16 protein-coding genes are annotated in these 16,217 nt (G+C 61.7%); 11 read left to right on the top strand and 5 right to left on the bottom strand.

The window, feature by feature from the left end; all coding sequences use genetic code 11:
* Positions 1-12: 12 nt before the first annotated feature.
* The 4 genes from EOB59_RS05075 to EOB59_RS05090 all read right to left on the bottom strand — a co-directional run bounded on the left by EOB59_RS05075 (position 13) and on the right by EOB59_RS05090 (position 3,429).
* Positions 13-1,533, bottom strand: coding sequence for a type II and III secretion system protein family protein (locus tag EOB59_RS05075; RefSeq protein ID WP_128287814.1), 1,521 nt, complete (start codon positions 1,531-1,533; stop codon positions 13-15).
* The gene (gene cpaB, locus EOB59_RS05080; protein ID WP_023811377.1) at positions 1,530-2,342 is read right to left on the bottom strand and encodes a Flp pilus assembly protein CpaB; all 813 of its coding nucleotides are present in this window, start codon (positions 2,340-2,342) and stop codon (positions 1,530-1,532) included. Before cpaB ends, EOB59_RS05075 begins: the two co-directional genes overlap by 4 nt.
* A 213-nt stretch (positions 2,343-2,555) precedes the next feature.
* On the bottom strand, positions 2,556-3,074 hold the full coding sequence (locus EOB59_RS05085) for a prepilin peptidase (RefSeq protein ID WP_127807956.1): 519 nt from the start codon (positions 3,072-3,074) through the stop codon (positions 2,556-2,558).
* A 172-nt stretch (positions 3,075-3,246) separates the two neighbouring features.
* On the bottom strand, positions 3,247-3,429 hold the full coding sequence (locus EOB59_RS05090) for a Flp family type IVb pilin (protein WP_063171181.1): 183 nt from the start codon (positions 3,427-3,429) through the stop codon (positions 3,247-3,249).
* Positions 3,430-3,762: 333 nt separating this feature from the next.
* Here EOB59_RS05090 and EOB59_RS05095 point away from each other — a divergent pair, with 333 nt between their 5' ends.
* The 3 genes from EOB59_RS05095 (at position 3,763) to EOB59_RS05105 (ending at position 5,560) form a co-directional block, all read left to right on the top strand.
* Positions 3,763-4,185, top strand: a complete 423-nt coding sequence (locus EOB59_RS05095) for a pilus assembly protein N-terminal domain-containing protein (RefSeq protein WP_127381302.1) — start codon at positions 3,763-3,765, stop codon at positions 4,183-4,185.
* Between the two features lie 137 nt (positions 4,186-4,322).
* A complete protein-coding gene (locus tag EOB59_RS05100; RefSeq protein ID WP_128287815.1) occupies positions 4,323-4,904 on the top strand; it encodes a TadE/TadG family type IV pilus assembly protein in 582 nt (193 codons plus the stop codon).
* Positions 4,905-4,942: 38 nt separating this feature from the next.
* A complete protein-coding gene (locus EOB59_RS05105) occupies positions 4,943-5,560 on the top strand; it encodes a TadE/TadG family type IV pilus assembly protein (protein WP_128287833.1) in 618 nt (205 codons plus the stop codon).
* Between the two features lie 37 nt (positions 5,561-5,597).
* Here the strand turns inward: EOB59_RS05105 and EOB59_RS05110 are convergent, their stop codons facing one another.
* Positions 5,598-6,518: a PhnD/SsuA/transferrin family substrate-binding protein gene (locus tag EOB59_RS05110; RefSeq protein WP_164895584.1), complete on the bottom strand. Its 921-nt coding sequence runs from the start codon at positions 6,516-6,518 to the stop codon at positions 5,598-5,600.
* Positions 6,519-6,771: 253 nt separating this feature from the next.
* On the opposite strand from EOB59_RS05110, the gene EOB59_RS05115 reads away from it, so the two are divergent.
* The 8 genes from EOB59_RS05115 to EOB59_RS05150 all read left to right on the top strand — a co-directional run bounded on the left by EOB59_RS05115 (position 6,772) and on the right by EOB59_RS05150 (position 16,213).
* The gene (locus EOB59_RS05115; RefSeq protein WP_128287817.1) at positions 6,772-8,013 is read left to right on the top strand and encodes a phosphopentomutase; all 1,242 of its coding nucleotides are present in this window, start codon (positions 6,772-6,774) and stop codon (positions 8,011-8,013) included.
* Positions 8,006-8,896 carry a bifunctional DNA-formamidopyrimidine glycosylase/DNA-(apurinic or apyrimidinic site) lyase gene (mutM, locus tag EOB59_RS05120; protein WP_128287818.1) on the top strand — a complete coding sequence of 297 codons (891 nt, stop codon included), beginning with the start codon at positions 8,006-8,008 and terminating at the stop codon, positions 8,894-8,896. The genes EOB59_RS05115 and mutM overlap by 8 nt, the downstream gene beginning before the upstream one ends.
* A gap of 132 nt (positions 8,897-9,028) precedes the next feature.
* Positions 9,029-9,802, top strand: a complete 774-nt coding sequence (locus tag EOB59_RS05125) for an enoyl-CoA hydratase (protein ID WP_128287819.1) — start codon at positions 9,029-9,031, stop codon at positions 9,800-9,802.
* A 182-nt stretch (positions 9,803-9,984) separates the two neighbouring features.
* A complete protein-coding gene (rpsT, locus tag EOB59_RS05130) occupies positions 9,985-10,251 on the top strand; it encodes a 30S ribosomal protein S20 (RefSeq protein WP_013533694.1) in 267 nt (88 codons plus the stop codon).
* Positions 10,252-11,176: 925 nt separating this feature from the next.
* A complete protein-coding gene (dnaA, locus tag EOB59_RS05135) occupies positions 11,177-12,652 on the top strand; it encodes a chromosomal replication initiator protein DnaA (RefSeq protein WP_236383352.1) in 1,476 nt (491 codons plus the stop codon).
* A gap of 304 nt (positions 12,653-12,956) precedes the next feature.
* On the top strand, positions 12,957-14,075 hold the full coding sequence (dnaN, locus tag EOB59_RS05140; RefSeq protein ID WP_023811387.1) for a DNA polymerase III subunit beta: 1,119 nt from the start codon (positions 12,957-12,959) through the stop codon (positions 14,073-14,075).
* A gap of 205 nt (positions 14,076-14,280) precedes the next feature.
* A complete protein-coding gene (gene recF / locus EOB59_RS05145; RefSeq protein WP_127396808.1) occupies positions 14,281-15,426 on the top strand; it encodes a DNA replication/repair protein RecF in 1,146 nt (381 codons plus the stop codon).
* Between the two features lie 31 nt (positions 15,427-15,457).
* On the top strand, positions 15,458-16,213 hold the full coding sequence (locus tag EOB59_RS05150) for a molybdopterin-synthase adenylyltransferase MoeB (protein ID WP_128287820.1): 756 nt from the start codon (positions 15,458-15,460) through the stop codon (positions 16,211-16,213).
* The last annotated feature ends 4 nt before the right edge of the window (positions 16,214-16,217 follow it).

Here is a 16,217-nt window from a genome sequence, read left to right on the forward strand (position 1 = left end):
CCGCTTCCCCGCTCACTTGTAGATGAAGCCGACGACGCCGTGGTAGCGGCCGTTGGGCTTGTCGGTCTGCATGGTGCCGTAGACGCGATTGACTCGGCCAAGGAACATGGCAGCGCCATCGCTGGCGGCGTTGAAATTGTCGTCCGGCTTGGCAAGGTCATTGCGCGCCACCGGCTTCACCAGATAGGGCGTGATGATGATGACGAGTTCGGTCTCGTTGCGCACGAAATCCCTGCTGCGGAAGAGCGCGCCGAGCACCGGGATCTTTGTCAGTCCGGGCAACCCGTTGACGGCTTGCCTGACATCGTCGCGAACCAGGCCGGCGATCATCATGGAGCCGCCCGAGGGCAGTTCAACGGTCGTATCGGCAAGACGTTTGCGAAGCGACAGTGCATTCATGCCGGGGCTCGTCACGCCTGAGGAGAGCGATACGGACCCCTCGGTTGTCGGCTCGGAAACCGACGTCCTGACTTTCAAACTTATGCGACCGGGAGACAACACCACCGGCTGGAATTCCAGGCCGATGCCGTACTCGATCTTTTCGATGGTATAGGTTTTCAGGCCGGTCTGGTTGTCCTGCGATACGTTTGCTGAGACACCTGAAACCATATTGTATTCACCGCCGACTTTGAAGGTCGCCTTCTCCCCGGATACGGCGGTCAAGGTCGGCTCAGCCAGGGTTTTCATGACCCCCGACTGCTCCATGGCGTTGACATAGGCCTGCAGTGCCGACGAGCCGATCTGAAAGCCTGAATTCGACAGCTGCTTGCCGAGACCGGTGAAATTGTCGCTGAGCGCACCGTAGCTGATGCCGTTGCTGCCGCCGCTGCCGACCATGTTGACGCCGAGCTGCTTCATCACGGAGCGGCTGACTTCGGCGACCGTGACCTTCAGCGTCACCTGGTCGTCGCCAATGATCTGCAGCAGGTTGACGATCTTGCTGGTGCGGCGCTCCTGGTCCGGATTGTCGATGTCGACACCGCTCTGGGCCGAACCGCCGGCTGCGGTCTGCGAATATTGTCCCGTCGTCGCTTCACCACCGGAAACGAAGATCGTCGCCAGGTCTACCGCGCGCTTTGCATCCAGCGGCGTGTCGACCGTTCCAGTCAGGACGACGTTGTCATTCAGCAGTTCGACCTTGATGGCCGACGTCGGCAGGAAGCGTCTGATATAATCCTCAAGACCGGCAACGTCACGTTCGACGGCCAGGTCAAGACTGACGATCTGCTCGCCATTGGGGCCGAAGACAAAGATGTTCGTCTCGCCGACCGACTTGCCGAACAGATAGATGCGCCTTGCGGTGCGAGTCACCGCGTCGGCAACCGCCGGGTTGGCCACGAGAATGTCGTAGGCATCGCTCGGCAGGTCGATGACCACCGACTTGTTGAGGCCGAGCTTGACGCGCTGAGTGGCCGTCGATGCCGTGACCTGCGCGTTCTTTGCCTCGACGACGCTGCCTTGCAAATTCGATCCGACGAGCAGCAGGCCGAATGCCGCGGCTACAATTGCCGGCAGTTTGCCACCTAGCCTCATTTCCTTGCTCCCACTTCGGAAACTTCGCCCGACTTGATCAGCCTCACCGTTCCTCTGCGGCCATTGCCGGAAACGAGATAGTCGGCCTCACCCAGATTTTTTTCCTGCGTGTCCGCGACCGCCCGCAGCGCCAGGGTCAGGCGATCCGCCATCTGCTGGGCGACGGTGATGATCTCCGCCTGCTTGGGCGTCAGTTCCAGCGTGGCGGTCTGACCCACCCTGGTCTTCTTGCCTTCCTCGTCCTCCTGAATGGTCTGATCGATGGCCAGGACGCGGATGTTCTTGAGGATGGTCTCGGTGTTGAAGCCGGCGGCGCCGCTGGCGGCATCGGCCCTGCGGGTCATGATGACGTCGACGAAATCGTTGGGAAGAATGAAGCCGCCGGCCGACGTATCGGCCGAGATGGCCGTGGCGACCGCCCGCATGCCGGAAGGCAGGATCGACGACATGAAGCTCTGGCCCTCGCCGATCAGCTTGGACCGCCGCAGCGGTTCTCCGGCATACATCGCCACACGGGCAACGGAACTCTTCAGCTTGTCCAGTGCCTCGGGCTCGGCCGTGCGGGTGATGAAATTCGCGTTGACGCCGTCGGCGGGCCAGGATTGCCAGGCGATGTTGTTTTGGATCGGGCTACCCATCGGAACGTCGCCTGAAAGCACAAGCACATCCTGGAGTGCCACCGCCGGGGCCTGAGGGCCGGAATCGACGACGACCTGGGGCGGCGGTGCCACCATGTTCTTCGCGACATAGCCAGCGCCACCCGCCGCGGCCACCGCCACGCTCAGAATTATCAATCGCGATGCTGGCATTTGTCCGAACCCTTGCCCTGGCAAACCACGTAGCCAAGCCGGACTTTGCAGCGGCAATCGTCAAAACAAGGTTAATGTAATGCTTACGATCGTGATTAATTTAAGGTTTACATAAATTAGCCGGAATGTGGCCTGACCGGCCAAAATGGCCGGGCCAGCCCTGTTGAGAACGAGGTTTCGGCAATGCTGACGGACAACAAAATAAGATCGCGCTCAGGTCGCCAGCCTGGCAAGCGCCCATGCCATCAAGGGCGAATCCGGATAGGTCAGCAAGCCGCCAAGGCCGAGCGCGACACCGTAGGGAACACCTTTTTCCTCGTCGGCGAAATGGCGCAGAAACGGATTTTGGCCGGTAACGGCCGCAAGCAGCGACTTCCGGTAGAGGATGATCGCCAGCGTCAGCAGGCCGCCGATGATTGTCGAGGCGACAAGATACTCCACGAGATTGACATTGACGCCCATCCACATCGCGGTGGCGGCCAGAAGCTTGGCGTCGCCGCCGCCCATGCCGCCCATCGCAAACAGGCCGAACGTCACGGCCAGGACCAGGGCGCCGGCGGCGAAATGTCCGCCATAGGCCGCCCAGTCCATGCCTGTCAGGGGCGCGACCAGCGCAAAAACGGCGACAAGCAGCACCGGCACGCGATTGGCGATCGTCATCGACAGCATGTCGGAGATCGCGGCAAACAGCATGCAGAACGGAAAAACGACGAAGATCAGGGCTTCAAGCATCGGCGCCACGCCTATTGTCCGATTTCATAGGGCTCAATCTAAGCATGTTCGATTAACGATTGATGAGGCCAGGAACGAAAAGACGACCTATATTGGCAGCGGCATAGAAAAAGGGCCGCCACGCGGCGGCCCTTTTCCAGAAATGTAATGCAAGTGCTCGGCGATAAGCCGATCAGCTGCCGCTCGGCGTGCCGTTCAGGGTGCTGCCGATGTTGGTGAACTTGGCGTTCAGCGCATTGCCGAGCGTGCCGGCGCCAGTGATGATGGCGAGCGCGATGAGAGCGGCGATCAGACCATATTCGATCGCGGTCGCGCCGGATTCGTCCTTCACAAAACGTGCGATGAGATTAGACATTCGAGAGCTCCTACTCCACGTGTTACAGCACTTCCGTCAACTTCTGTGATGGTTGATCGGATGCTGCCAATCTATGGAGAAGCTCTTTCGATCGGCTTAAGAAACAGCCTTACCGATTCCTTTCCCGGTTCGAACATATTGCGTGGTTAACCTCGGGCTAATGTACCGCTGAGCCTTCCAGACCCGGGTTTGGTAGGCTTGCGACCCGACCGGACCGCGCGTCGCGGACGCCCTTGGCGGCCATTGCACGATTGGCAACATCGCATGCTTAACCGTTGGTTCACCAATCTCGTTCATGTTCCGTTGATCAGTCCGCCTGCGTGGAGCGCCTCAATGGCCCAGCCGAGATCGTCAATCCTGATTGCCGCGCTTCTTGCCGCCACGACCTTCGGCACGCCCGCCATGGCCGGCGCCGGCATCGAGGTCACGATGAACCAGGCCAAGATCGTCAAACTGTCGCGTCCCGCCGACACCATCGTGGTCGGCAACCCGGCAATCGCCGACGCTTCCGTGCAGGACGCATCGACGATCGTGCTCACCGGCAAAGGCTTCGGGGTCACCAATCTGGTCGTGCTCGATACGGACGGCAGCCCCATCGTGGACGAGCAGGTTACCGTGGTGCGGCAAGCCGCCTCGTCCGTGCGCATTTACCGGCGCGCCGAAATCCAGACGATGTCGTGCACACCCTATTGCGAAAGCTCATACAAGAGCGAGGCGGAGAAGTCTTCAGAAGCGGAGATGAGCGTCAGCCGATAGGTGGCGTTGCCGACTGCCGTTCCGGTTATTGTCTGGTTAAGAGGCCTGCGCCGACTTTAACGATCATCCAAACCGGACCTCAATCGGTTTGCGCTAATGCTCCTTCCGAGACCACATAGAGATCGGCAGGATCGGACATGAGCAAGGAATTCGGTCGCGCAGGCGACCACAGAGTGAGACGCCCAAGGTTTTTCGCCCGCTTCCTTCGTGACCGGCGCGGCGCCACGGCAATCGAATTCGCGATCCTTTCAGTCCCCTTCGCGCTGCTTGTCTTTGCCATTCTGGAAAGCTGCATCTCGTTTGCCGGCCAGGAGGTGATGGCCAACGTCACCGACGATGTAGCGCGCAAACTGCGCACCGGCCAGTTGGGGGCGGCTGACGTTGCCGGAACCAATTTGCGGGACATGATCTGCACGAAACTGCAGATCATCGTCTCCCAGGATTGTCCCAATCAACTGCTGGTGGATCTTCGCCAATATACATCGTTCGCCGATGCGGCCACGGCAGGCTTCAAGATCCAGAACGGCGATGTCGTACTGACGAAAGGCACCGCAACCCAATCGTTCTCAGTGACAGCGGGTGCGGCGGAGTCGAGGAACATGCTTCGGGTCTTCTACAAGTGGCCCATCATGACCGACCTCATGGCGCAGTCGATGGGCGGCAACAAGACGCTGCATTTCGCATCGGTGACCTGGCAGAACGAGCCGTTCGACAACTGAGCGGAATGCACGAGCAGTATAAGAAAAGGGTAATGGGCATGATGCGTGCGGGGGCACATCTTATGATTACGGGAGTTTGGCGGAAAGCAAGTCGATTCTGGTCCGATCGGCGTGGCATCGCGGCGGTTGAATTCGCGTTGATCATGCCGATTCTGCTGATCATGTACTTCCTCACGATGGAAGCGTCGCAAGCCATCGAGACCAGCAAGAAGGTCAGCCGTATCGGCAGCATGGTGGCCGATCTCGTCACCCAGCAGACGAACGTCGCCAAGGCGGATGTCGACGCCATCATGCAGATCGGCAGCGTCACCCTTCAGCCCTACAACCGCTCAGACCCGACCATTACCATCACGGCAATCCAGGTCTCGGCCGATGCGACGCAGGCACTGGTGGTCTGGTCTCGCAAATTGGTCGCTGGTGTCGCCAGCGCGGGCGCCGCCGCGACCACCGAGACAACGGTCCCAGCGTCGCTCAAGGTCGCCAACACGTTTCTCATTCGCGTCGAAAGCAACCTCGGCTACACGCCGGTCATCGCGTGGAGCGCGAGCAGTCAACAGAAGCTTGGGCTGACCTCGGCTTTCAGCAACATAACCATGGGCGAAACCTATTACCTGCGCCCCCGCAGAAGCATGGCGATCCCTTGCAGCGACTGTTGAACACAGAAGCAGCCAGGCGCTGGGCAGGCCGCTCCAGCTACTGCTGCGGCCCACGGTCCGAAACGAAGCGCACGATAGCAGCGGCCATCTCGTAATCTTTTGGCGCCACGCGAGCGAAGCCGCCGGAATGTCTCGATTCCAGGAGGTCGTAGATATCGGGCGTGGTCGACTTGAGGTTGGTGAGGAACACGGCAAGCCGGCGCTTGGCTTCCGGGTCGAGATCACTGCGGACCGCATGGGGGCCGTATCTCAACAGGCCCGACGTCCATACGATCCGAAGCGCCGTCACTGAGACCCCTGCCGCCTCCAACCTCGCCTGCGTGCCCGACGGTTCTCGCAGGCCGTCGGCAGCGGCCGTCACCCAGCCGAACAGGCCATCGGCCTTGCCGTCGACCAGCATCGTCTCGGCCGCCGCGGCCGAATCGGCATGGACCAGAAACGGTGCATCTTCCGCGATCTTGCGGCCCTCCGCGGCCAACGCCGCCAATGGCAGGAGAGAACCGCCGACGCTGTCCGAAGGCGCCATGGCGATACGATGGCGGTCCATCGCCCCCAGGGCAGGCAGCTTGCCGTCTCGCGTCAGCAGAACGGAGCGGATGCCGATCGCGCCGTCTGAATCGACCGGAGCGACAAGCGGCTCGATACATAAGCAGCGCTGCGAAGCCGTCGCATAGGCGGTGGCCGAATAGATTGCATATTCGATGCGGGCATTGGCCTGCGCCTCGATCAGCGCGGCATAGTTGCGGGCAACGACAAACTCGACCTTCATGCCCAAGGCCTTGGTGTAGGCGTCGGTCAACAGTGCCAGCCCCGGAACGGAGTTGCCGGCGCCTGGCTCGGCAACGATGCCGATGCGAAACGTGCCGATATCATCGCGCCACTCGGCATGCGCCGGATTGGACCAGAGCCCGACCTGCGCCAGCATGAGAGCGGCATAAATCTTCAGCGCAACCCTCATGACAGGAACCACGGGTCTGTTGTCCTCGATCCATGCCCATGCCTGGGGGCATTTGTGCATGCCGTTGCCCGAAACCGCTGCGCACCTTTGGGCGACATGCAACTCTGCTTGTGCATGTCGTTGTCCCAAAACCGCTACGCACTTTTGGGCGACATGCACCAGACTATCACGCCAAGCCGTTGCCGTTTGGTTTCCGAATTGCCAATGAAGTCGCGGAACCCTATGTCTGGTCGGTCAAACTGGCAACAACTCGATGGCGCGAGCCTTTCTCTTCGTCCTGGACTCATTCGGCATCGGTGGAGCGGCCGACGCCGACCGCTACGGCGACGCCGGCGCCAACACATTCGCGCACATCGCAGAAGCCTGTGCAGAGGGCCGCGCGGATCGCGAAGGGCTTCGCAGTGGACCGCTGTTTGTCCCCCACATGGCCTCGCTCGGGCTTGGCAAGGCTGCCGAAACCGCGACGGGGCTAGGCTTTGCCAGCAGCGGGGCGGATCTGCTCGCCACGGCCTTCCACGGCGCCGCGCAGGAGGTTTCGAGCGGCAAGGATACACCATCGGGCCATTGGGAAATCGCCGGCCTGCCGGTGCGTCTCGACTGGGGATATTTCCCGGATACGGTTCCCGCCTTTCCGGCCGAACTGACCGAGGCTATCATTCGCGAAGGCCAGGTGCCGGGCATTCTCGGCAATTGCCATGCGCCGGGCACCGAGATCATCGAGCGCTTCGGCGAGGAGCACATCCGGACCGGCAAGCCGATCTGCTACACGTCGGTCGACTCGGTCCTGCAAATCGCCGCGCATGAAGTCCATTTCGGCCTCGACCGGCTTTATGAATTCTGCCAGGTGGTGCGCAGGCTGGTTGACCCGCTGAGGATCGGACGGGTGATCGCGCGGCCATTCGTCGGCGAAACCACCGCCACTTTCGAACGGACATACAACCGTCATGACTACGCCGTGCCCCCGCCGGAACCGACCCTGCTCGACCGGCTGACGGCGCGTGGCAGCCGTGTCATCGCCGTTGGCAAGATCGGCGACATCTTCGCCCATCGCGGAATTTCGCAAGTGCGCAAGGCGGCAGGCAACATGGCGATGTTCGACGAGGCTCTGGGTGCGATGGATAATGCCGGCGACGGTGACCTCGTCTTCGCCAATTTCGTCGACTTCGACACCGAATTCGGTCACCGCCGCGATGTCGCGGGCTATGCTGCCGCGCTCGAGGCCTTCGACCTGCGGCTGCCGGAGGCATTTGCGAGGCTGCGGCAGGGCGATCTTCTCATCCTGACGGCCGACCACGGCAACGACCCGACCTGGGGCGGGACCGATCACACGCGCGAGCGCATTCCGGTGATCGGCACTGGACCGGGTCTCAAGGGCGGCGACATCGGACTGAGAACGACATTCGCCGACATTGGCGAGACCGTGGCCGAGCATCTCGGGCTGGCGCCCGGACGCTACGGCACGTCTTTCTATACGGCGATCGGCGGTCATGCCTGAATTGCCGGAGGTCGAAACCGTCCGGCGCGGGCTGCAGCCGGTTCTGGAAGGCGCTACCATCGCCCGCGTCGAGGCGCGCCGACCGGATCTGCGCTTTCCATTTCCCGAGAAATTCGCGCAGCGGCTGACCGGCAAGACGATCACGGCACTCGGCCGCCGGGCCAAGTATCTGACGATGGACCTGGAAGGCGGCCCCATGCTGATCTGCCATCTCGGCATGTCGGGCTCATTCCGCATAGAGACGGCCGATGGCAGCGACATGCCCGGCATCTTCCGGCACGACCGCTCGAAGAGCTCCAATCACGACCACGTCGTCTTCCATATCGTGTCTCCGGCCGGTGCCCGGTCCCGCGTGATCTTCAATGATCCGCGCCGCTTCGGCTTCATGCTGTTTGCGGAAGGGCTGCCGGACGTTCATCCGATGCTGGCTGGACTTGGCGTCGAGCCAACCGGCAACACATTGGACGGTGCGCTGCTCGCCTCATTGATGAAGGGGCGGCGATCACCACTGAAGGCAGCGCTTCTCGACCAGAGGCTGATCGCCGGGCTCGGCAACATCTATGTGTCGGAGGCGTTGTGGCGTGCCGGCCTGTCGCCGCTGCGCGAGGCGGGCACGATCGCCAGGCCCGGAAAGAAAGCCCAGGCCCAAAGCGAACACCTCGCGCAAGCCATTCGTTCGGTGATATCGGATGCGATCGCAGCCGGCGGCTCCTCACTGCGGGACTATATGCAGACCGATGGGTCGCTGGGCTATTTCCAGCACGCCTTCGCCGTCTACGACCGCGAGGGGGAGGCCTGTTCCAAACCCGGGTGCAGCGGCCACATCGAACGTGTCGTGCAGAGCGGCCGATCGACCTTTTATTGCCGCACATGTCAGCGATGAGTCAGAGTAATTCCAGGAAAAGTGGGAACGGTTTCCCGTTCGGAATTGCGTCAAGACAGAGAGATGGAGCGGTTCAGCGTTTCCGTGAAACGATGGACCGCTCTAGGCGAGCGTGAGCAAGGAGAAGCAGCCATGGCCTATGAGACGATCATCACCGAGACGCGCGGCAAGGTCGGGCTGATCACGCTGAACAGGCCGCAGGCGCTCAACGCGCTGAATTCGCAGATTCTGACCGAAGTGGTGGCAGCCGTGAATGGGTTCAGCGCCGATCCCGGTATCGGCGCCATGGTCATCACCGGTTCCGAAAAGGCTTTCGCCGCAGGCGCCGACATCAAGGAGATGCAGTCCATCTCCTACGCGGACGCCTACGCCCAGGACTTCTTCGTCGGCTGGGAGGAACTGACGCGGGCGCGAAAGCCTATTATCGCGGCGGTAGCGGGCTATGCACTCGGCGGCGGCTGCGAGCTGGCGATGATGTGCGATTTCATTATCGCCGCCGACACGGCCAAATTCGGCCAGCCCGAGATCACCCTCGGCGTCATTCCAGGCATGGGCGGGTCACAAAGGCTGACCCGCTTCGTCGGCAAGTCGAAAGCGATGGACATGTGCCTGACCGGGCGGATGATGGATGCCGCCGAGGCCGAGCGTTCTGGCCTGGTGTCGCGGGTGGTGCCTGCCGGCGAGCTTGTCGAGGAGGCGCTGAAGGCCGCAGCCAAGATCGCCGCTTTCTCGCTACCATCGGTGATGATGGCGAAGGAGGCTGTCAACCGCGCCTTCGAGACGACGCTTGCCGAGGGATTGCGGTTCGAGCGCCGGCTGTTTCACTCGCTGTTTGCACTGGACGATCAGAAGGAAGGCATGGCGGCCTTTGCCGAGAAGCGGAAGCCGAATTTCACCAACCGCTGACGCCAATCCCTTGGCTGCGAAGAAGATGGCTGCTGGCCGCCAAAAAGAAGGCCGGGCAGCGTTGACGCGCCGGAAAAGCTGAACTATAAGCCGCACCAACCGAGGCGGCCCCGTGGCTGCCCGTTTGTTTTTTGCGCCCTGCGGCATCCCGCATGCGCCGACCAGATCAGAAGAGAGGCATCATGGCCAATACATCCTCGGCCAAAAAGGCAACGCGCAAGATCGTCCGCCGCGCAGCGATCAACAAGAACCGCCGCTCGCGCGTCCGCACCTATATCCGCCAGGTCGAAGAGGCGCTTGCCTCCGGTGACAAGGCTGCCGCACAGGCCGCCTTCAAGATCGCGGAGCCGGAATTGATGCGCGCCGCGACCAAGGGCGTGATCCACAAGAACACGGCGTCCCGCAAGGTGTCGCGACTGGCTCAGCGGGTCAAGGTACTGTCGGCCTGACATTACTTGCCTAGACTGACGTTCTTCGAACCCGGCCGTTTGTGCCGGGTTTTTTCGTTTGCCGGCAAGCACTTAAAAAGAATGTCCGGAAACGCCGTCTTATGCGGCATTTCACAATTAGGAATAGTTTGCCGGCATATGCATGCCTGCTGGTGATCGGCATGCTTGAAACGGCCGACCTAAAGATTCTTAACTATCAGAAATAGCTTATATCTTTCAGTTACTTACAGATGGTGATCCACAGCTTGTCCACACCGGACCGGCCCGATCGGGGAGAAGTCGCTGTCAAGCGAATTATTTCAGAATATTTCTGTCAGCGCCCGGTTTTTCATATTCGCCGGAAAAGGGTTTGAATCACAATGGCTTTGTTAAAATGTGCCGTCGCGGCACGCCACTCGAACCCGCCTCCACTAACCAGATTCCTTAAAAATCCGTTAGACGTGGCCTTGCCCTATCCACAGCGATTTCGGTAGTGTCGATCTATCGAAAGGGACGGGCTCTGGCTCTTAACCCAAGCCTGAATCGGCCAGCTTAAATTGGCGGGATTTGCAACGCGGATCAAGTCCGCGGACGGCTTTGGTTTGTCTTTTTCGATACGGTAGGGGACTGGCGTAACTAGACATGGCAGGTAGACGGCGCGCCGGCGCTCTTTTCGCCGGGCGGTGTTGTATTGCCCTGACATACCCAACGCGGACTGGCTTCCATGGGCCAGCACCGGTTCCCACGGATAATGGGCGACGTTCATCTGCCGGCGGCGGCAGCGGACATCGTAGCAAAGACTTAGGTCGCCGGAACCGGATGCAGGAGGCGCATCCCCGGTGGAAAACATGTACGGAAGGACAAGGAAAAGATCATGCAGAGCGGCATTGAAAGGGAGCTTACGGGCGACCTCCCATTTCCTGGAACTTTGATCGGAGCAAACGACATGGCGGTGTCCAGCGACGCGGAACAGAAATTCGACCGGGTCAAGACCCAGTTGAAGGCGCGCCTGGGAACCGAAGTCTATTCGAGCTGGTTTGGCCGCATGAAGGTCGCCGAGGCTTCAAAGGGCATCGTCCGCATCTCCGTGCCTACCGCCTTCCTACGTTCATGGATCAACGGCCACTATCTCGACCTCATTTCCGAACTGTGGAAGCAGGAGGATGCCGATCTCCTCAAGATCGACATCGTCGTGCGCACGGCAACCCGTCAGGGACGCAGCCAGGCCGAGCCAGAGGTAACGCCAGCACGCAGCAAGATGACACGGCAGACGCAGACGGCACTTGCCGCCGGCACAGTCAGCCCCAGCCGGGTGGAGCGCGCACCGGCTCCGCGTCCGGGCACACCGATCGAGAGCGAATTTCGCCACAACGTGCTGGGGTCGCCGCTCGATCCGCGCTACACGTTCGGCTCCTTCATCGAGGGACCGTCGAACCGGGTGGCCTTCGCCGCCGCCAAGGCGGTAGCGGAATCGCAATCGAGCGCAGTGCGCTTCAATCCGCTTTTCCTTCACGCAACCGTCGGGCTCGGCAAGACACATTTGCTGCAGGCCATCGCTGCGGAATCGCTGAAGCAGAACCCCAAGTCGCGCGTCGTCTATCTCACGGCCGAGTATTTCATGTGGCGCTTTGCCACCGCGATCCGCGACAACAACGCGCTGACGCTCAAGGAACAGCTGCGCGACATCGACCTGCTCATCATTGACGACATGCAGTTTCTGCAGGGCAAGTCGATCCAGCATGAATTCTGCCACCTCATCAACATGCTGCTCGACAGCGCCAAGCAGGTCGTCGTCGCCGCCGACCGGCCGCCATCGGAACTGGAATCGCTCGAACCGCGGGTCCGTTCGCGCCTCAATGGCGGTGTCGCGCTTGAAATGTCGGCGCCCGATTTCGCCATGCGCCTCGGCATGCTCAAATTGCGCCTTGCCACGGCCAGGAGCGACGACGCATCGCTCGACATTTCGGAGGAGATCCTCAATCACGTCGCCCGCACCGTGACCGGCAGCGGACGCGAGCTGGAAGGCGCCTTCAATCAGCTTTTGTTCCGTCAATCCTTCGAGCCGCAGATCACCATCGACCGGATCGACGAAATCCTCGGCCACATCTATCGCACCGGCGAGCCGAAGCGTGTCCGTATCGAGGACATCCAGCGCATCGTGGCGCGTCACTACAATGTGTCGAAGACCGAATTGCTGTCCAACCGGCGCACGCGCACCATCGTCAAGCCGCGGCAGGTCGCTATGTACCTGTCGAAGGTGATGACGCCGCGCTCGCTACCCGAGATCGGACGGCGTTTCGGCGGCCGCGATCACACCACGGTGCTGCATGCCGTGCGCAAGATCGAGGACCTTTCCGGCAACGACAACACGCTGGCGCAGGAACTTGAGCTTCTGAGGCGGTTGATCAACGACCAGGCCTGATCCTCCGGGGATGGCCGAGCCGGAACAATACCGAAATTCAATGGCTTGCCAGTGCGGCGCTGGGCCTGGATCGGGCCCGTGGCGCCGCCTGGAAGCGATCTGGATTTCGGTTTTACGACACTGGCTCGCGGACTTCGGGCGCGTTATCCCCAGAAAGCCCGCGTAGCCGGCCTGAACCGGTGGCGCGGGCTTGCGTTTGCTGGTTTTTTCCTGTCAGTTTACGCAGATTCTGAGCCTGTTCAGACCTTTCGCGGGACGCCGCTCACTGGTGACCCGTCATTCATTCAAGCGAGCCTGTTTCGTCATGCGTGTTATCCTGGAACGGTCCAATCTCCTGAAGTCGCTCAACCACGTCCATCGCGTGGTCGAGCGGCGAAACACCATACCGATCCTGTCCAACGTGCTGCTCAGCGCCGAAGGCGCCAGCCTTGAAATGAAGGCGACCGATCTCGACCTCGAGGTGACCGAAGCGACACCCGCCAAGGTGGAGCGCGGCGGGGCGACGACAGTCCCGGCACATCTGCTCTACGACATCGTGCGCAAGCTTGCCGATGGCGCCGAGGTGATGCTGAAGACGGACGAGGACGGCAACGCCATGACGGTGACGTCTGGCCGCTCGAGCTTCCGCCTTCAGTGCCTGCCGCAATCCGACTTCCCGGAGCTCTCGGCCGGATCGTTCTCGCATATCTTCCGTCTCGACTCGGTTGCCCTGAAAGGCCTGATCGAGAAGACCCAATTCGCCATCTCCACCGAGGAGACGCGTTATTACCTGAACGGCATCTATCTGCACACGCATGAGGTCGGCGGCAAGTTGAAGCTGCGCTCGGTAGCGACCGACGGCCACCGCCTGGCGCGCGCCGAGATCGATGCGCCAGCGGGTTCCGAAGGCATGCCGGGCATCATCATTCCGCGCAAGACGGTGAGCGAGTTGCAGAAGCTCGTCGACGATCCGGATGTCGCGGTCACCACCGAACTGTCGGACACCAAGATCCGCTTCACGATCGGCAGCGTGGTTTTGACCTCGAAGCTGATCGACGGCACCTTCCCCGACTATCAGCGGGTCATTCCGACCGGCAACGACAAGAAGCTGATCATCGACCGCCAGAGTTTTGCCGCCGCTGTCGATCGCGTCTCGACCATCTCTTCCGAACGCGGCCGCGCGGTGAAGCTGTCGATCAGCGAGGGTCAGGTGACGCTTGCGGTCAACAATCCCGATTCAGGCAGCGCCACCGAAGAGCTGTCCGCCGACTATTCATCCGATCCGATCGAGATCGGCTTCAACGCCAAGTACCTGCTCGACGTTGCCGCGCAACTGACCGGCACGGAAGCCAAGTTCATGCTGGCCGACGCCGGCTCGCCGACGCTGATCCACGACATGGCCGACGAGACCGCACTCTATGTGCTGATGCCGATGCGGGTGTAGCGGCGCGGTGTCAGCACTTCGGTCCTGTTGTGGACCGGCAAGCGCGATATTTACGGCAACTTCTAGAGCAATTCCAGGAAAAGTGTGAAGCGGTTTTCCCGGGAAAAGCGCATAGCGCTTTCCCTTGGGAATTGCGTTAAAACAAAGAGATAGATTGGTTTTGCGTTTCCGTGAAACGATGGAACGCTCTATAGGCGGATAGCGGTTGCCGGCACAGAACCACATAAGTAAGCTTACACTTACCAATTTCCGAAACTACGCGGCGCTGACGATCGATCTGGCGCCAGGTGCCGTGGTTTTTTCCGGCGACAACGGCGCCGGCAAGACCAATCTCCTCGAAGCAATCTCCCTTTTGACACCGGGGCGTGGTTTGCGCCGCGCCCCTTACGTGGATGTCGCACGCGAGGGCGGCGACGGCGGCTTTGCATTGCATGCCCGGCTCGACGGACCTGACGGCCAGGTCGAGATCGGAACAGGCATTTCCGGCGGCGACACCGCCGGCGAAGGCGGCAGGCGGGTGCGCATCAACGGAGCGTCGGCGCGTTCGGCCGAAGACATGCTGGAATGGCTGCGCGTGGTGTGGCTGACGCCAGCCATGGACGCGTTGTTCACCGGACCGGCCGCGGATCGCCGGCGATTTCTCGATCGGCTCGTGCTGGCGATCGATCCCGGGCACGGGCAACGTGCGATCGACTACGAGAAGGCGATGCGCGGTCGTAACCGTCTGCTTACCGAAAACTCCCGGGACGACCGCTGGTTCGACGCTATCGAGACGCAGATGGCCGAAACCGGCGTGGCGATAGCCGCGGCGCGGGCCGAAATGGTGCGCCTGCTCGCCACCATGATCGACAGGCTGCCCGACACGGGACCATTTCCGCGGGCCGATATCGGCCTTTCGGGCGATCTGGAAGCCGAAATCGCCGCCGCGCCGGCGGTCGATGTCGAGGAGCGCTTCCGTCGGACGCTTGCCGGGGGCCGTGAGCGCGATCGCGCCGCCGGGCGCACCCTCGACGGCCCGCACCGTTCGGATCTGGTGGTTGGACACCGCCCCAAGGCGATGCCGGCCGAACTCTGCTCGACCGGCGAGCAGAAGGCACTGCTGGTCGGCATCGTGCTGTCGCATGCAAGGCTGACCGGCGAAATGTCGGGCATGACGCCGATCCTGCTGCTCGACGAGATCGCCGCGCATCTCGACAGCGGGCGGCGCGCGGCGCTGTTCTCCATCCTGGAGGAACTGAACTGCCAGGCGTTCATGACAGGAACCGATGCTGCGCTGTTTTCCAGTCTCCAGGGACGCGCGCAATTCCTGACTGTCGACCATGGGACGGTTGGGCCAACCGAAGGCCCCTGACAAGGTTTTTCCGTCCCTGTATGATCAGGCAATGACCACTGCCGCCCTGACCGCAGACGAGATCGAACGCTATGCCCGCCACATCGTGCTGCCGGAGATCGGCGGCGCCGGCCAGCAAAGGCTGAAACAGGCCCGGGTGCTGGTCATCGGCGCTGGCGGACTGGGCGCGCCGGTGCTTGAATATCTTGCCGCCGCCGGCGTCGGCACACTCGGCGTGGTCGATGACGACACCGTTTCGCTGTCCAACCTGCAGCGCCAGGTCATTCACGGTACCGACACTGTCGGCCTGCTGAAGACCGAGAGCGCCAAGGCGGCAATCGCTCGCATCAATCCCAACACCACAGTCGAACCGCATACGTTCCGGCTGACCACGGACAATGCGCCCGCCCTCGTCGCCCGCTATGACATCGTCGTCGACGGTTCCGACAATTTCGAAACGCGCTATGCCGTGGCCGATGCCTGCGCGAGCGAAGGCAAGCCGTTGGTGCATGCCGCCGTCGGACGCTTCGATGGTTCGGTAACGGTGCTGAAGCCATTCGAAGACGGCAAGGACGGCAAGCCCAACCCAAGCTATCGCGATCTGTTTCCCGAGGCGCCACCGCCGGGCCTGGTGCCGTCCTGTGCCGAAGCCGGCGTGCTTGGCGCGCTGACCGGCGTCGTCGGTACGCTACAGGCGATGGAGGCGATCAAGCTGATCACCGGCGTCGGCGAACCGCTGGTCGGCCGGCTGCTGCTCTATGACGGGCTGGCGGCGCGCTTCGACACCATCCGCTACAAGAGAAGCTGAATTC

The organism is Mesorhizobium sp. M7A.F.Ca.MR.176.00.0.0 (genome assembly GCF_004023165.1).
Classification (GTDB): domain Bacteria; phylum Pseudomonadota; class Alphaproteobacteria; order Rhizobiales; family Rhizobiaceae; genus Mesorhizobium.

What these genes read in the sequence shown, in the direction of transcription:
- EOB59_RS05100 (WP_128287815.1), top strand. Translation starts at nt 4,323, where the DNA reads ATGAGCAAGGAATTCGGTCGCGCAGGCGACCACAGAGTGAGACGCCCA.
- EOB59_RS05110 (WP_164895584.1), bottom strand. Translation starts at nt 6,518, where the DNA reads ATGAGGGTTGCGCTGAAGATTTATGCCGCTCTCATGCTGGCGCAGGTC.
- EOB59_RS05085 (WP_127807956.1), bottom strand. Translation starts at nt 3,074, where the DNA reads ATGCTTGAAGCCCTGATCTTCGTCGTTTTTCCGTTCTGCATGCTGTTT.
- EOB59_RS05125 (WP_128287819.1), top strand. Translation starts at nt 9,029, where the DNA reads ATGGCCTATGAGACGATCATCACCGAGACGCGCGGCAAGGTCGGGCTG.
- EOB59_RS05090 (WP_063171181.1), bottom strand. Translation starts at nt 3,429, where the DNA reads ATGTCTAATCTCATCGCACGTTTTGTGAAGGACGAATCCGGCGCGACC.
- EOB59_RS05075 (WP_128287814.1), bottom strand. Translation starts at nt 1,533, where the DNA reads ATGAGGCTAGGTGGCAAACTGCCGGCAATTGTAGCCGCGGCATTCGGC.
- dnaA (WP_236383352.1), top strand. Translation starts at nt 11,177, where the DNA reads ATGGCGGTGTCCAGCGACGCGGAACAGAAATTCGACCGGGTCAAGACC.
- cpaB (WP_023811377.1), bottom strand. Translation starts at nt 2,342, where the DNA reads ATGCCAGCATCGCGATTGATAATTCTGAGCGTGGCGGTGGCCGCGGCG.
- EOB59_RS05115 (WP_128287817.1), top strand. Translation starts at nt 6,772, where the DNA reads ATGGCGCGAGCCTTTCTCTTCGTCCTGGACTCATTCGGCATCGGTGGA.
- EOB59_RS05150 (WP_128287820.1), top strand. Translation starts at nt 15,458, where the DNA reads ATGACCACTGCCGCCCTGACCGCAGACGAGATCGAACGCTATGCCCGC.
- rpsT (WP_013533694.1), top strand. Translation starts at nt 9,985, where the DNA reads ATGGCCAATACATCCTCGGCCAAAAAGGCAACGCGCAAGATCGTCCGC.
- EOB59_RS05105 (WP_128287833.1), top strand. Translation starts at nt 4,943, where the DNA reads ATGATGCGTGCGGGGGCACATCTTATGATTACGGGAGTTTGGCGGAAA.
- dnaN (WP_023811387.1), top strand. Translation starts at nt 12,957, where the DNA reads ATGCGTGTTATCCTGGAACGGTCCAATCTCCTGAAGTCGCTCAACCAC.
- mutM (WP_128287818.1), top strand. Translation starts at nt 8,006, where the DNA reads ATGCCTGAATTGCCGGAGGTCGAAACCGTCCGGCGCGGGCTGCAGCCG.
- EOB59_RS05095 (WP_127381302.1), top strand. Translation starts at nt 3,763, where the DNA reads ATGGCCCAGCCGAGATCGTCAATCCTGATTGCCGCGCTTCTTGCCGCC.